Source organism: Paenibacillus sp. MAEPY2 (genome assembly GCF_000499205.1).
Lineage (GTDB): Bacteria > Bacillota > Bacilli > Paenibacillales > Paenibacillaceae > Paenibacillus > Paenibacillus vandeheii.
Window position 1 is genome coordinate 82,712 of the sequence record NZ_AWUK01000037.1, and the last position, 15,977, is coordinate 98,688.

At 47.9% G+C, this 15,977-nt stretch carries 12 protein-coding genes and 2 riboswitches; of the genes, 8 read left to right on the forward strand and 4 right to left on the reverse strand.

Going from position 1 to position 15,977, the window contains the following annotated elements:
• The first annotated feature begins 265 nt into the window (after positions 1 to 265).
• From ptsG to ptsP, 3 genes are all read left to right on the forward strand, one after another.
• Positions 266 to 2,320: a glucose-specific PTS transporter subunit IIBC gene (ptsG, locus tag P364_RS0126750; RefSeq protein WP_024633101.1), complete on the forward strand. Its 2,055-nt coding sequence runs from the start codon at positions 266 to 268 to the stop codon at positions 2,318 to 2,320.
• A 77-nt stretch (positions 2,321 to 2,397) separates the two neighbouring features.
• Complete coding sequence (locus tag P364_RS0126755) at positions 2,398 to 2,673, forward strand: HPr family phosphocarrier protein (RefSeq protein ID WP_024633102.1); 276 nt, start codon at positions 2,398 to 2,400, stop codon at positions 2,671 to 2,673.
• Positions 2,666 to 4,378 (forward strand): phosphoenolpyruvate--protein phosphotransferase, encoded by a 1,713-nt coding sequence (gene ptsP, locus P364_RS0126760; protein WP_024633103.1) that lies wholly within the window; start codon positions 2,666 to 2,668, stop codon positions 4,376 to 4,378. The genes P364_RS0126755 and ptsP overlap by 8 nt, the downstream gene beginning before the upstream one ends.
• Positions 4,379 to 4,697: 319 nt before the next feature.
• Here the strand turns inward: ptsP and gcvPB are convergent, their stop codons facing one another.
• The 3 genes from gcvPB to gcvT form a co-directional block, all read right to left on the reverse strand.
• Positions 4,698 to 6,176, reverse strand: coding sequence for an aminomethyl-transferring glycine dehydrogenase subunit GcvPB (gene gcvPB / locus P364_RS0126765; RefSeq protein WP_029881324.1), 1,479 nt, complete (start codon positions 6,174 to 6,176; stop codon positions 4,698 to 4,700).
• A 95-nt stretch (positions 6,177 to 6,271) separates the two neighbouring features.
• Positions 6,272 to 7,627, reverse strand: coding sequence for an aminomethyl-transferring glycine dehydrogenase subunit GcvPA (gene gcvPA, locus P364_RS0126770; RefSeq protein ID WP_024633105.1), 1,356 nt, complete (start codon positions 7,625 to 7,627; stop codon positions 6,272 to 6,274).
• Positions 7,624 to 8,760: a glycine cleavage system aminomethyltransferase GcvT gene (gene gcvT / locus P364_RS0126775; protein ID WP_024633106.1), complete on the reverse strand. Its 1,137-nt coding sequence runs from the start codon at positions 8,758 to 8,760 to the stop codon at positions 7,624 to 7,626. Before gcvT ends, gcvPA begins: the two co-directional genes overlap by 4 nt.
• 198 nt (positions 8,761 to 8,958) lie before the next feature.
• Positions 8,959 to 9,059: riboswitch (glycine riboswitch) on the reverse strand.
• Between the two features lie 3 nt (positions 9,060 to 9,062).
• Positions 9,063 to 9,186: riboswitch (glycine riboswitch) on the reverse strand.
• 347 nt (positions 9,187 to 9,533) lie between these two features.
• Here gcvT and gcvH point away from each other — a divergent pair.
• The 5 genes from gcvH (at position 9,534) to P364_RS0126800 (ending at position 15,642) form a co-directional block, all read left to right on the forward strand.
• Entirely contained in the window at positions 9,534 to 9,923 is a 390-nt protein-coding gene (gcvH, locus tag P364_RS0126780; protein WP_024633107.1) for a glycine cleavage system protein GcvH, read from the forward strand.
• Positions 9,924 to 10,488: 565 nt separating this feature from the next.
• On the forward strand, positions 10,489 to 11,955 hold the full coding sequence (locus P364_RS0126785; RefSeq protein ID WP_024633108.1) for a PTS mannitol transporter subunit IICB: 1,467 nt from the start codon (positions 10,489 to 10,491) through the stop codon (positions 11,953 to 11,955).
• Complete coding sequence (locus tag P364_RS0126790; RefSeq protein WP_024633109.1) at positions 11,955 to 14,063, forward strand: BglG family transcription antiterminator; 2,109 nt, start codon at positions 11,955 to 11,957, stop codon at positions 14,061 to 14,063. Before P364_RS0126785 ends, P364_RS0126790 begins: the two co-directional genes overlap by 1 nt.
• A complete protein-coding gene (locus P364_RS0126795; protein ID WP_024633110.1) occupies positions 14,060 to 14,494 on the forward strand; it encodes a PTS sugar transporter subunit IIA in 435 nt (144 codons plus the stop codon). Before P364_RS0126790 ends, P364_RS0126795 begins: the two co-directional genes overlap by 4 nt.
• On the forward strand, positions 14,491 to 15,642 hold the full coding sequence (locus tag P364_RS0126800) for a mannitol-1-phosphate 5-dehydrogenase (protein ID WP_024633111.1): 1,152 nt from the start codon (positions 14,491 to 14,493) through the stop codon (positions 15,640 to 15,642). Before P364_RS0126795 ends, P364_RS0126800 begins: the two co-directional genes overlap by 4 nt.
• 52 nt (positions 15,643 to 15,694) lie before the next feature.
• Here the strand turns inward: P364_RS0126800 and P364_RS0126805 are convergent, their stop codons facing one another.
• Positions 15,695 to 15,943 (reverse strand): cysteine-rich CWC family protein, encoded by a 249-nt coding sequence (locus P364_RS0126805; RefSeq protein WP_052016789.1) that lies wholly within the window; start codon positions 15,941 to 15,943, stop codon positions 15,695 to 15,697.
• Positions 15,944 to 15,977 lie beyond the last annotated feature (34 nt).

Consider the following 15,977-nt stretch of genomic DNA (forward strand, 5'->3'; position numbering starts at 1 on the left):
TAATTAGACAAATTTCGTGTAAAGGCTTGCATCGCTTTTAAAGTGGTGCTACAATGATTTCCGTAATCAAGCAACTGAATAAACACAAACGACGTGTTACTGATTCGATCAGGCATGAGTTATATAGAGCGTGATTGTTCTTACCTTATACCGGGTATGCTATACCCGAAGGTTGGATCAATTTCCTTTATTAACTCGTGCCTTTTTTGTTTTCCCTTGCTTGCTTCACAACATAAAAAATTAAAAGAAAGGGTGATACGACGCAATGTTTAAAAAGCTTTTTGGTGTGTTGCAAAGAGTAGGTAAAGCTCTTATGCTACCTGTAGCCATCCTGCCGGCGGCAGGTCTACTGCTAGGAATCGGTAATATGCTTGTGAACCCGGATTTCCTACAGTATGCTACCGTGCTAGATACTCCATGGGTGAGCTCAATCGCGACGATTATGATGAATGCGGGACAAATCGTATTTGATAATCTGGCATTGCTGTTCGCTGTCGGGGTAGCCGTCGGGCTGGCCGGAGGTGAAGGTGTCGCAGGTCTTGCGGCCATCATCGGTTACTTGGTCATGAACGTGACTCTGGGTACGGCTGTCGGTGTTACGCCAGCGATGATCGGTGAAGTACCAGGTTATGCCAGCATCTTGGGTATCCCTACATTGAGTACCGGCGTGTTCGGAGGTATTATCATAGGTATTACCGCCGCACTATGTTACAATCGATTTTTCAAAATCGAACTGCCGTCTTACCTTGGTTTCTTTGCAGGTAAACGCTTTGTCCCGATTATCACTTCAGTCGTTTCCCTCTTGATCGGGTTGCTTCTGGTGGTCATCTGGCCTCCGATTCAAAATGGACTGAATGCTGTATCTCACTTCATGGTAGATACAAGTCCGACATTATCGGCGTTCATTTTCGGGGTCGTAGAACGGTCACTTATTCCGTTCGGTCTGCATCACATTTTCTACTCGCCATTCTGGTTTGAGTTCGGTGAATATGTGAACAAAGCTGGAGATGTCATTCGTGGCGACCAGCAAATCTTCTTCAATCAACTGCGTGATGGTGTGAACCTTACCGCAGGAACGTTCCAAGTTGGTAAATTCCCGTTCATGATGTTCGGTTTGCCAGCTGCGGCACTTGCGATGTACCATGAAGCAAGACCGGAACACAAAAAGTATGTTGCAGGGATCATGGGATCAGCTGCGCTGACTTCGTTCCTGACAGGGATTACAGAGCCGCTTGAGTTCTCATTCCTGTTTGTAGCACCAATCCTGTTTGCAGTACACTGTATCTTTGCAGGTTTGTCTTTCATGACAATGCAAATTCTTGGAGTCAAAATCGGGATGACGTTCTCCGGTGGATTCATTGACTTCCTGATCTTCGGGATTATCCCGAATCGCACGGCTTGGTGGGATGTTATTATCGTAGGTTTGATTCTTGCAGTGATTTATTATTTCGGATTCCGATTCATCATTCGCAAATTCAATCTGAAAACACCTGGACGTGAAGACGCAACTCCTGAAACAGCTTCGGGCGGAGGTTCAGGTTCAACGGATGAACTGCCTCACAACATTCTTGCCGCCTTCGGTGGACAGCAGAATATCAAACATCTGGATGCATGTATCACTCGTTTGCGGATTGAAGTAAATGAGAAATCCAGTGTAAATAAAGATCGTTTGAAACAATTGGGTGCATCTGGCGTGCTTGAGGTGGGTAATAATGTACAGGCCATCTTCGGTACTCGCTCAGATACGATTAAATCCCAGATGCAGGATATCATTGCAGGACGGACACCGGCACCAACGCCAGCAGCTGATGTCAAACCAACTCCTGAAGAGGAGAAGGAACAAGGGGCAGAGGGCGAACGTATTGTTGCCGAGGACATCGTTATGCCAGTGAATGGTGAACTGATGGACATCACAAACGTTCCTGATCCGGTATTTGCTGAAAAAATGACAGGTGACGGCTTCGCTGTTCTGCCACATGATGGTACCATTACATCGCCGGTGTATGGTAAAGTGTTTAACGTATTTCCAAGCAAACATGCCGTAGGTATTATGTCCGACGGTGGCAAGGAAGTGCTTGTTCATATAGGTGTAAACACGGTGAAGCTGAAAGGTCAAGGCTTTAACGTGCTTGTACAGGAAGGCGATCTGGTATCCGCAGGACAGCCGATTATGGAAGTGGATCTGGAGTATGTCAAAGCCAACGCGCCATCGATCATCTCTCCGGTCATTTTCACCAACCTGCCAGAAGGCTCAACAGTGACGCTTAAGAAGAGCGGCGTACTGAAAATTGGCGATCAGCCAATCATTGAGATAAAATAAGAAGTGTTACGACAATGGCAAGCAAGTGTAAATAGATGCAATGCCTAAACTAAATTATTGAAAGTGAGATGATTGTAATGCAACAAACATTCAGAATTACAGACGAAGATGGTATCCACGCACGTCCGGCGACAGCCCTGGTTAATACAGCAAACAAATTCAAAGGTGCAGAATCCTTTGCAGAAGCTAACGGTAAAAAAGTAACTTTGAAATCCATCCTGGGCGTACTTTCCCTCGGTCTGGAACAAGGCGACACCATCAACATCATCGTTGAAGGCGAAGGCGAAGCTGAAGCTCTTCAAGCTCTGACAGACGTTATGGTTAACGAAGGGCTGGGCGAAATTAATGCTTAATGTTTCTGGGATCGCGGCTTCGGCGGGTATTGCTATCGCCAAGGCGTTTATCTTGGAGCATCCCAATTACTCTGTAGAAAAACGCGAAATCAACGACGTTGACGCAGAGATCGCGAAACTCGACTCAGCTCTGGGCAAGTCCCAAGCTGAGCTTGAGGCGATCAAAGAGCGTACTTTACAAGAGCTTGGCGAGAAAAAAGCTGAGATTTTTGCTTCGCATTTGCTCATTCTGAATGACCCGGAACTGATTGATCCGGTTAAAGCGAAAATTGCAGATGATAAGGTTAATGCGGAATTCGCATTGAACGAAACAGCAACGCAATTTATCGAAATGTTCGAAAACATGAAGAGTGCATACCTGCAGGAACGTGCTGCAGATATGCGTGATGTAACCAAACGTGTGCTGAATCACTTGCTTGGTATTGAATTCATGAGTCCAGCTGAGATCAGTGAAGAAGTGATCGTGCTTGCGGAGGATCTTACGCCTTCCGACACGGCTCAACTGAACCGTCAATATGTAAAAGGTTTTGCAACCAATATTGGTGGACGTACTTCGCACTCCGCAATCATGGCTCGTTCGCTTGAAATCCCGGCTGTCGTTGGAACCAAGGACATTCTGGCTCAAGCAAAACAAGGCGATATGATTATCGTTGACGGTTTGGACGGTCATGTACTGGTTAATCCAACGGATGATGTTATTGCTGAGTATCGTTCCAAACAGGAGCAATACGATGCACAACGTGCCGAGTGGAGAAAACTGCGTGATGAGCCAACGGTAACGGTGGACAACGTTCATGTGGAACTGGCAGCCAACATTGGTACTCCGAATGATGTTGCCGGTGTTCTGGAAAATGGCGGCGAGGCTGTAGGCTTGTACCGTACCGAGTTCCTGTATATGGGCAGAGACAAGCTACCTTCCGAGGACATTCAGTATAATGCTTACAAGGCTGTACTGGAGAAAATGGAAGGCAAACCTGTTGTCGTTCGTACACTCGACATCGGTGGAGACAAAGAGCTTCCATATCTGGATTTGCCAAAAGAAATGAATCCATTCCTCGGTTTCCGCGCAGTTCGTCTGTGTCTGGACCGTCTGGATATATTCCGTACGCAATTGCGTGCATTGCTGCGTGCAAGCGTACATGGTAACCTGCGTGTCATGTTCCCAATGATCGCAACACTGGGTGAATTCCGTGAAGCGAAGGCTGTCCTGCTCGAAGAGAAGGAAAAGCTGGTTGCTGAAGGTATTGCTGTTTCAGACAGCATCCAACTGGGAATCATGGTCGAAATTCCTTCGACTGCGGTTCTGGCGGATCAATTTGCCAAAGAAGTGGACTTCTTCAGTATTGGAACAAACGATCTGATTCAATACACAATGGCTGCTGACCGTATGAACGAGCGTGTGGCTTATCTGTATCAACCATACAACCCTGCCATCTTGCGTTTGGTTAAAATGGTAATTGATGCAGCGCACCGTGAAGGTAAATGGGTTGGCATGTGTGGAGAGATGGCTGGAGACGAAACAGCAATTCCATTGCTGCTCGGTCTCGGACTGGATGAGTTCAGCATGAGCGCAACATCCATTCTGCCAGCTCGTAGTCAGATCACCAAGCTGTCCCGTGCAGACATGCAAGAGCTTGCTGCCAAAGCACTGGATATGCAAACGGCTGAACAAGTCGTTGAATTGGTTCAAAGCATTCAAGCGTAATTTTATGGGGTTTCCACCCGATTTTAAGGGTTTCTTTTTCCGATAAAAGAGCTGCAGTCGTGCAGCGATTTTGCCGGTATCTGTTGTTACAGCAGATACCGGCTTTTTTTGTTTTAAGCGGAACTTTCTATTCTGCGGTTATCTACCGCAAAGTAAGAAGTAACATCGGTGATCATTCGCTGAGCCTTCGAAGAGACATACGATCAAAATTGAAAGCACTGGACCGAAGAGAATGAGATAAATCTAACAGGTAAAAAGAATAAAATAAAACAGCCGCATATAAGTGCGACTGTTTTTGGTCATTTATAACGATTAGCTTTCAACTGCAAGCGCAGTTCAGTACCGGCTTACGGGCTGCTGTTGTTTCATCCAGACGGGTAACCGGTGTGCCATAAGGGGCATTGAGTACCAGTTCAGGTGTCTCTTCTGCTTCCTTGGCAATGCGAATCATCGTATCGATGAACCCATCCAGTGTTTCTTTGCTCTCGGTTTCCGTCGGCTCGATCATAATGCACTCCTCCACGTTCAGTGGGAAGTACACGGTTGGTGGGTGATATCCAAAATCAAGCAATCGTTTGGCGACATCCAGTGTACGTACCCCATACTGCTTCAACCCCCGGCCAGACATCACGAATTCATGTTTGCACACGCCTGGATACGGAATCTCGTAGTAAGGTGCGAGACGGGCCATCATGTAGTTGGCGTTGAGCACCGCACATTCGGATACCCGGCGCAAGCCTTCAGGTCCATAGGTGCGAATGTAGGCATAGGCACGGACCAGAATACCGAAGTTGCCATAATACGCTTTGACCCGGCCAATGGATTGATCACCTTCGCGATCCAACGTATATATGCCCTCATCATTTTTGATGACCATCGGTTTCGGCAGAAACGGAATCAAGCGGCTCTTCACGCCAACCGGTCCGGCACCAGGTCCACCTCCGCCGTGCGGAGTGCTCATCGTTTTATGCAAGTTTAGATGCACCACGTCAAAGCCCATATCGCCAGGGCGGGTGATGCCCATGATAGCATTGGAGTTGGCACCATCGTAGTACAGCAAGCCACCAGCCTCATGCACGATGGAGGCAATCTCCTGAATGTCCTTTTCAAAAAGTCCGAGTGTGTTCGGGTTGGTCAGCATCAACGCTGCGGTATCCGACCCTACAGCAGCACGGAGTGCGTCCAGATCTACCAGACCGTCTGCGCGGGAAGGGATCGTTACCGTTTCGAAACCTGCTACGGTTGCACTTGCCGGGTTGGTTCCGTGAGAAGAATCCGGTACGATGACTTTGGTGCGCTGTTCACCACGACCTTCATGGTAGGCACGGATCATCATGAGCCCGGTCCATTCACCATGTGCGCCAGCGGCAGGTTGCAGTGTAACGGCATCCATACCGGTTAGGCCAGCAAGGTCATTTTGCAACGTGTAGAGCAGTTCAAGTGCACCTTGAATGCTGGATTCGTGCTGATATGGATGGATTTTCGCAAATCCGTTGTAACGGGCGACATCCTCATTAATCTTCGGATTATATTTCATCGTACAAGAGCCCAGAGGATAGAATCCGTTATCTATCCCGAAATTACGACGAGACAGAGCAGTGTAGTGGCGAATGACGTCAACTTCAAAAACCTCAGGCAATGCTGCAGCTTCCGATCGAAGCATTTCCCGGGGAATCAGGGAATCGGCAGCTTGCCGGGGAACGTCACATTCTGGCAAAGAGTATGCAACCCGACCCGGGCTGCTGAGTTCAAAAATCAACGATTGCTCCGGTGCTGAAGAGGCAGCTTGGGCAGAGATTTTTGTAACTGTTTCCGTCTGGCCCGAAGTGGAGACTGAGGTTATTGTTTCCGGTTGTCCTGTTCCTGAAGTTATCTTTGTTGTCGTTTCCTGAGTCACAGCGATCCCTCCAATACACGTGCGAATTCGTCTATCTCTTCCTTGCTGCGTCGTTCGGTAACGGCAATGAGCATATGTCCGGCGAGCTCGGAATAATCCCTTCCAAGTTCATACCCGCCAATGAAGCCGGCATCGAGTAATTTCAGTTGCAGGGCATCCACATTTGTTCCTTCAGGCAGTTGGATAACAAACTCATTGAACGTTGGTGCAGTAAACGTAAGAGAGACCCCTGGAATTGCGGTAAGTGTGTTAAGGGCATAATGGCTCTTTTGCAAATTCAAATCAGCGACATCGATCATACCTTGTTTACCCATGATGGACATATAGACAGAGGCACTCAGCGCGAGCAAAGCCTGGTTGGAACAGATGTTGGACGTCGCCTTTTCACGACGAATATGCTGTTCACGTGCTTGCAGCGTGAGTACAAAACCACGCTTGCCGTTGCGGTCCGTTGTCTGGCCTACAATTCGGCCAGGAATCCGGCGCATATTAGCCTGGGATACGGCGAAATATCCGCATGTAGGGCCGCCAAGTGAAGCGGCGATACCAAGGGGTTGTGCGTCGCCTACGACGATGTCAGCACCCAGCTTGCCTGGGGCTTCGAGCAGACCCAGCGATAGCGGGTTGGCGCTGACTACGAGCAGGCTCTTGTGCGCATGCGCAAGATCTGCGGCCTGTTTTACATTTTCCACGGCGCCGAAGAAGTTCGGGCTCTGGATCATGACGGCTGCGGTGTCATCGGACACGGCGGCTTGCAGGGCATCCCAGTCTGTTACACCATTTTGATACCCAATCTCAACGATCTCCAGATTGAGGCCATGTGCATAAGCTTGCAATACCTGACGGGATTCGGGATGCACGGTACGTGACACAATCAGCTGTTTGCGACGGGTTGCTGCTGCTGCCAGATTGCCCGCTTCCGCGAATGCAGTCGCACCATCGTACATGCTGGCATTGGCTACAGCCATGCCTGTTAACTCACAGATGTAGGATTGAAACTCGAAAATCGCCTGTAATTCTCCCTGGCTGATCTCGGGTTGATAAGGTGTATAGGCAGTATAAAACTCGGAACGGGAGATGACATGATTAATGACGGAAGGAACGTGGTGATCATAAATGCCTGCACCCAGGAAACTGGCGTGTGTCTCGAAGTTGGCATTGGCTCCCGCTTGCTTCGACATATGACGTGTCAGTGCATATTCATCCAGTTTGGAGGAAACAGGCAGTTCACCCTGATAGCGAATCTCCTGTGGAATGTCATGGAACAGATCCTCAATTGTTTCCACACCGATGGTTGCCAGCATGGCACTCTGATCCTGCTCGGTCATGGGAATGTAGCGGTGCTTGCTCATGCTTGATCAGCTCCTTGAGTAGGTGTCTTTGGCGCACGTGTCCGTTTATGAAAAGGGGTCTTCACGACCTCGGCTTTCAGTTTCTTGCCACGAATCTCAATCTCCAGCGGTGTACCCAGTGCAGCATATTTGCTGTCAATCAAGGCCAGCCCCAGATTGCGTTTTAGCGTAGGGGATTGGGTGCCTGTGGTTACTTCACCAATCTGTACGCCTTCGGCGTATATCGGATAATGGGGGCGGGGAATACCGCGCTCCAGCACTTCGATGCCGACCAGCTTGCGGGCAGGCCCATCATTTTTTTGCTGCAACAAGGCTTCATGTCCGATAAACGGCCCGGCATTCAGCTTCACAAACATGCCAACGCCAGCCTCCAGCGGCGAGATGGTTGCAGACAGTTCCTGTCCATACAGGGGAAGCTTGGCTTCAAAGCGCAGCGTATCCCGGGCACCCAGTCCGGTCGGAACGAGTCCGTAACCTTCTCCCGCCTGCATCAATCCGTTCCAGACCACAGCAGCCTGTTCGGCAGGAACATAGAGCTCAAATCCGTCTTCACCCGTATATCCGGTGCGGGATAACAGCAATGTAACGCCACATACCTTCGCATTCGGTACAAAACGGAAAGGCTCAATCAAAGACACATCAGTGTCTGTCACCTTTGCGAGAATATCCACAGCAAGTGGACCTTGCAGGGCAAGCAGCGCCGTTTGTTCGGAATCATTAGTCATCGTTACGCCTGGCGACATGTGCTGCTGCAGCCATGACCAGTCCTTGTCGATGTTGGAGGCATTAACCACCAGCAAATAATGTTGGTCTTTCAGTTTATAGATCAACAGATCATCGACCACACCGCCATCCGGATAACACATTAACGTGTATTGAGCCTGACCGGGAACAAGTGTTGTTACATCATTGGTCGTCATGTGCTGTAAAAAAGCTTCCGCGTGTTCACCTTGTACAGTGAATTCACCCATGTGGGATACATCAAATAATCCGGCACGTTCTCGCACCGCTTCATGCTCTTTCTGAATTCCGCTGAATTGTACCGGGAGCTCCCAGCCACCAAAATCAATGCATCGTACGCCTTCATACTGCTGATAGAGTGGAAAGAGTGGGGTTCTAAGCAAATCGGACATCCAATCACCTCGTCATGGGCCGTCAACAGGCCGAGTGTATAACCGTGGATAAATGAATCTGTCATCAACATTTAATTATAAAAGTAAGGTAAGGACGCTTTAGGCAGCGCCGCTCTATAACCTGTTTTCGTTTTTTTGGGAAAAAGGAAAAGGACAGGCCAAAGAACCGGCATGCCAGAAGCACGCTGTATTCTTAGGCTCTGTCCTTGGTACCTGAGAGTTACCCCGCCGCATGATGCAGCAGGTTTCCCCTTGGGTGATCATAACGCCCACACAGGGCGAATAGATGCTCTCCAGAGTTGCGTCCCGTAAAAGTCCTTTTGCCTGAGAGATTCACCTCCCGCTTGTCGGTGGTTTACTCCTTCGGCGTTACCGCAAGTACACCCTGATTCGGGTGTCAAGGGTAATCTCTCCCTTTACATTCATCCGCGGGTATTGCATAGACCAATAAACATATTTACTACTCTCATTAAAGCCTGAATCGACTATTGATGTCAAGAACGATATCATAGAAATCAACAAAAAATCCGAATGATATTTCAAGATAATTATATAATGTTCGTATATTTTTAAAGAGTACGCTTACTTTTCTAATATTCACCATTATATGTAGAGAGAGTCCAATGGAGTTACAGGCATATAAGGAAGAAAATCAAATAAATTGTAAGGTATCTTGACATTTGATTCTAAAATATCATACGCTATGTTTTGGGAAAAAGGTTAAGGTCAAAGAAGCGCATGCACTCATTTAATGAAAAGCGAGGCGGATATCGATGAGCGAATTGAAAAGTGATTTCCTGTACAGTGAAGAGCACGAATGGGTGCAGACCGTAGGGGAGGATACCGTACGTATTGGCATTACCGAATTCGCGCAGCATCAGCTGGGTGACATTGTGTTTGTAGAATTGCCTGACCTTGAATCGGATGTAAAGGCGGAAGACAGCATTGGAACAATTGAATCCGTCAAAACCGTTTCGGATTTGTTTTCTCCTGTAAGTGGAACAATTGTTGCTGTAAATGAGGCATTGCAGGATTCCCCGGAGTTAGTTAATAACTCTCCATATGAGGAAGGCTGGATGATCGAAATCCGTGTTGAGGGCGATCTGACAGCGGCATTGTCCACATTGATGAATGCGGATGCTTATCGTAAACATACGGAATAAAACTAGGGTTCCATTCTCCGCTGGAGACTGAATTTCAGCCTCAGGCCAAATGCCGTTTAACTTGAAAAGAATGAATCGATTGATTATAGATCCGGATGGTAATCCTGCTAATCCGGAGAATACTTAGGCGCAATTGTCTCACCTGTAACGGGCTGAGCAATTGCGCTTTTTGTCGTTGTTATCAGAATATTTGAATGAAATGAATATCACTCTTACGTGTTTTATCATCAATCCTGAATGAGATAGAAACCGCTCGTTAAAATTGAATAAATTTACAATTTTATTTGTCATTAAAATGGGGTAATTCGTGGGTATGATACAGGAAAGGGAATAACAGGTTCCATTCCTTATACAAGGTTCAAAATGGGACAATCCTTCAAATTTAAATCTTGTCATCAACGTTCATGACGGAAGTAGGTTTTCATTTCGTTGTAGAAGATACCGTTTTCATTTACGATATGGTTGTGAAATTAAGATTTATTACAGATTTGTACCTTCGTTCGTCTGGATCATCGTGTCAAAATTCAGTGGAATTAAGGTTTAATATGTTGAGGAGGTTTTCAGTATGAGTTCAGTGGACGCAAAGTCCGGAAAAAGCGGAGGAATACGGGTCGGCGTTCAGAAGTTTGGACGTTTCCTGAGCGGTATGGTTATGCCGAACATGGGTGCATTTATCGCCTGGGGTTTAATTACGGCATTGTTCATTCCAAAAGGATGGTTCCCTAACGCAGATTTTGCATTGTTAGTTGATCCAATGATCAAATATTTGCTGCCTTTACTTATCGGTTACACAGGCGGTACCATGGTACACGGCCAACGTGGTGGTGTAGTCGGTGCGATTATGACCATCGGGGTTATTGTCGGCAGTGACATCCCCATGTTTCTTGGTGCCATGATTGCCGGACCATTGGGAGCCTGGGTCATTAAGAAATTTGACAAGGCTGTCGATGGCAAAATCAAATCCGGGTTTGAGATGCTGGTTAACAACTTCTCCGCTGGTATTATTGGTGGGATTTTGGCCCTTCTAGCCCTTAAAGGCATCGGGCCTTTCGTTGAAGCGATTAGCAAGGTGTTATCGGCTGGGGTAGAAACCTTGATGAATGCTGGTCTTCTCCCGCTGGTCAACTTGATCATTGAGCCAGGAAAAGTATTATTCCTGAACAATGCCATCAACCATGGGATTCTGACACCGATTGGTACGGATCAGGCAAGAGAACTGGGACAATCCGTATTATTCATGCTTGAATCCAATCCGGGTCCTGGACTTGGCATTTTGCTGGCCTACTGCTTCTTTGGTCGGGGATCAGCTAAATCTTCCGCTCCAGGTGCTGTAATTATCCATTTCTTTGGCGGGATTCACGAGATTTATTTCCCTTACATTCTGATGAGACCGATACTGATTCTGGCTGCGATGGCTGGTGGTGTAGCGGGTACATTGACTTTTATGCTGACAGGAGCTGGTTTGGTTTCAGCACCGTCACCGGGTAGTATCATTGCCTACTCTTTGTTAACACCTAAGGGTGGATATCTTGGCATGTTTGCAGGGGTAGCCGTAGCCGCGATCATCTCCTTCCTTGTGGCATCTGTGTTGCTCAAAACAGGTAAACAGAAGGATGACGAAGATCTGGATACTGCATCCAGTCGTATGAAAGATATGAAAAATCAGGGCAAAACGGGTAACCTTACCGTTGATAAAGACAATCGGGAAGCTGACCGTGCGGCTGATATTGCTTCTGCGGCCGTAAAAACGGACATAAACAAAATTGTCTTCTCCTGTGATGCAGGAATGGGTTCGAGTGCCATGGGTGCATCGATTCTGCGGAAGAAAATGAAGGCAGCCGGTGTGGATGTCGCTGTAACGAACACGGCGATCAGTGAGATTCCGCAAGATGCCGACATCGTCATCACTCAGAAAACATTGACAGACCGGGCCAAATCCGTAGCTCCAAATGCAGAGCATATTTCCATCGATAATTTCCTGAAGAGTCCTGAATATGAGGCACTGGTCGAGCGCCTCAAATCCGACTCCTGATGAGTAATATTACAAGGAGACAGCGTGAGATCGTGGAGTTCCTGCTGGAGCATCCGCATGAGGTAACTGCTGGCGAAATAGCTGTTGCGGTCAAAGTAAGTACCCGTACTGTGCATCGGGAGTTGCAGATGATTGAACAATGGCTTGAGCCCCTTGGCATGAGATTGGAAAAAAAATCGGGAACCGGGGTTCGAATTGATCCCGGTTCCGATGATTTGGTCGTATTGCGCCATCAACTTGAGCTTAACGAATATGTAGAGTTTACGCCCGAAGAGCGTAAACTCTTCATGCTTTGTATTTTGCTGGATGAGTCCGAACCTGTGAAGCTGCTTGCGCTGGCCTCAGATCTGAAGGTAACCGTGTCTACGGCGAGCAATGATCTGGACGATCTGGAGCCACGCATTCATCTGGCGGGCTTGAAGCTGGTTCGCAGGCGCGGATATGGGGTCAAGATCAATGGAAGCGAGTGGGCTCATCGCATGGCTATTTCCGCGCTCGCTCTTGAATATCTGGATGAATCCGATTTGTTCGGTAGGCAAGCGGAGCAGAGCGTCTCCAAAGTAAACAGTAAACTATTGGAAATGATTGGACATGAGGATGTACTTACGGTCGAAAATGCGTTGTGGCAGCCGGATATTGAGTGGTTAGAAAATATTCCGGAGCGTCAATACATGAAGCTGCTGATTCAATTGTCTGTAGCGGTTGTGCGTATCCGTAAGGGCTTTGGTATCGGTCGGGGCTCTCAGCTGGACAAAAAAGACGTTGGAAATTCGCTGCAAGGCGACAAGGGGAAGGTGCCAGAATATTTGGCTTCCCGTCTGTGCGGTGTCTTGTCTGCCCAGCTTGGAATGGATTTTGTGGGCGAGGAGCAGGCTTATTTTCACAGACTGCTGATTGAAATCGAGCAATCGATTCATTCCTCGCGTCTGCTGCCTATAGACGACCTAGTCTTACTCGACATGGTTCGTTCTCTCACAGATCGAATGCAGGAGAATACCCATTATTCGTTCCATGAGGATCGGCTGCTGCGTGAGGGTCTAATTGCTCACATGGAGCCGGTGCTGGAACGAATGGATGGACGGCAGCTCATCCGTAATCCGTTACTTCAGCAGATCCGCAAGGATTATGAATCATTATTTGAGGATGTAAAGAAAGCGGTGCGAGAAGCTTGGCCCAATACGGATGTGCCGGATGAGGAGATTGGATTTTTGGTGATGCACTTCGGTGCTTCCATTGAACGGCTGCGGGTGCTGAAGCGAGAAATCAGGGCTGTCGTCGTCTGTACCAGCGGAATCGGATCTTCACGAATGTTATCGAGCCGTCTGTCCAAGGAAATTCCCGAAATTCGGATTGTGGACAGCGTGTCATGGTATGAAGCCGCACGTATACCGAAGACGGAATATGATTTGGTTCTCTCTACCGTGGATCTGCCAATGGATAAACATCAATACTACAAGGTGAGCCCACTACTGACGGCAGAAGAAAGTGAACGTTTAAGGCACTTCATCAGGACAACGACGCTTCAACGGGAACATAGTCCCCCACCTGAAGCAGAGTCAAGGGCAACAGGACGATTTACCGATCCAGTTGGGCTTGAAGCTACCCTGATTGAAATTGTACAGATTATCGGCAAGTTTCAGGTGTTCCCACTGGATAATCAAGGGATCGGATTTTTCAAAACGGCCTACGCCATGTGCAGCGTTTTGCATCAATCTGGTGTGTTGAACAATCCAGAAGAGATTGCCAGACTGCTGGAGGAGCGTGAAGAGGTTGGAAGCCAGAAAATTCCCGGGACTTCCCTCGCGCTGTTTCATACACGCAGTGATGGCATTCACAGTCCTTCAATCACGCTTTTCCAACTGACAGAGCCGCTTCTGCGCACGCCGGAAGACCCGGCAGGTGTCAGCCATGTGCTCTTGATGCTTGGACCGAGACAGTTATCGAAGGAAAGCTTGGAGGTACTGAGTGAGATCAGTGCGCTATTGTTGCAGGAAGAAATGATTGCATTACTTGAAAAAGGCAACCGGGATGACCTTATTCATTACTTGTCCCAAGAACTTGCGGGATTTTACCGCAGCAAAACCGAAATTGGAGGTATTCAAACATGAGTGTGTTAACTAAAGATAAAGTCATCATGAATGCAACGGCTCAGGACAAATACGAAGCGATTCGTATGGCAGGTCAGATTTTGAAAGACGCGGGACATATCACCGCAGAATACATTGACAAAATGCTGGAGCGTGAAGAGATTGTCTCCACGTATGTGGGCAACGGACTGGCGATTCCACACGGCACGAAGGAATCCAAATCATTCATCCTGTCCACAGGTATATCGGTTATTCAGTTCCCGCAAGGTGTTGATTTTGGGGAAGAAAAAGCGTATATGGTGATTGGTATCGCCGCTCAGGGCGGAGAACATATGGAGATCCTGACCAGCATCGCAGTCATCTGTGCTGAGGAAGAGAACATGGAAGCTCTGCGTCATGCTCAAACCGCTGAAGAAGTCATTACTATTTTGGAAAGTGAAATGGAACTATGAAGGCCCTTCACTTCGGAGCAGGGAATATTGGACGTGGTTTCATCGGTTTGATCCTGTCCCGTGCTGGCTACAATGTCGTTTTCTCGGACGTTAACCAGGAGCTGGTTAAGGCTCTAGAGCAGCGTGGAGAGTACACGGTTGAGTTGGCTAACGAGGCCAAGGACCTGGAGACCGTTACTGGTGTGAGTGCAATCGATGGAACTAATCTGGATACCGTTGCTCAAAACGTTGCAGAAGCGGAACTGATCACAACGGCAGTGGGTGTAGGCATACTGAAACATATTGCTCCCGGAATTGCCAAAGGACTTACAGCCAGACTGGAAACAGGTGATGTCTTCCAGCCCCTTCACATTATTGCCTGTGAAAATGCAATTGGAGCCAGCACTCAGTTGAAAGAACATGTATATGGTCTGCTTGATGAGCGTACTCGTCTGCTTGCGGATCAGTACGTGTATTTCCCGGATTCAGCCGTAGACCGTATTGTGCCGATTCAGCATCATGAGGATCCGTTACATGTACAGGTAGAGCCTTTCTATGAATGGGTTGTTGACCGTTCACAAATGGCCCCTGCGTTCAAACCCGTTGAGGGTGTAATGTATGTTGATGATCTGGAGCCGTATATCGAACGGAAGCTGTTTACCGTAAATACCGGACACTGTATTGCCGCCTATATTGGATATGTGAACGGGTTTGATACAATTCAGAAGGCTATTGCCGATGAAAAAGTCAAATCTATAGTATATGGTGCCTTGCAGGAAACCGGGGCAGTATTGGTGAAACGTTTTGGATTCAATGCGGATGACCATCAGCTGTACATTGCCAAAATATTGGAACGGTTCGTTAACCCGCATCTGACGGATGAGGTAACTCGTGTAGGACGTTCTCCGCTGCGGAAACTGTCCCCGAATGACCGTCTGGTTCGCCCGGCTCTCCAGGCTTACGAGTATGGAACGGAGACAACACATCTGGCGATGGGAATGGCGGCTGCCTGCAAGTTTGATATTTCCGAAGATCCGGAAGCGGTGGAACTTCAGACTACGATCAAGCAAAAAGGGATTGAAGCAGCACTCAGCCAGTATACGTCCATGGACGAGAACCATCCTGTACTGAAGCAAGCGGTAGCGCATTATCAACAAATGAAGAAGTAACATTCTTCATTACAATATAACGTAATATCGACAGAGGAAGAGCCTCACAGGGTTAACTGTGAGGCTCTTTATTTTGCTGTGCCTTCTTTTTATACGTATCCAGACATGCTTCGCATATACAAGACTTCCTGCGTTGTTCTTCCGGAATGGGGTCAAATACCCCTTCGGGGAACACGGCCTGATTACACCAGCATGCTGAATGAGGGCGGCCTGCTGCATAGGAACAGCCATTGGCTTCACCACATAAAGGACATACAAGGACATCTGCAGTCACCTTCTTTGTATCCTGCTCAACAGACATATGAGTCTTCCTTCCCCCCGTTGAATTTCTTAAC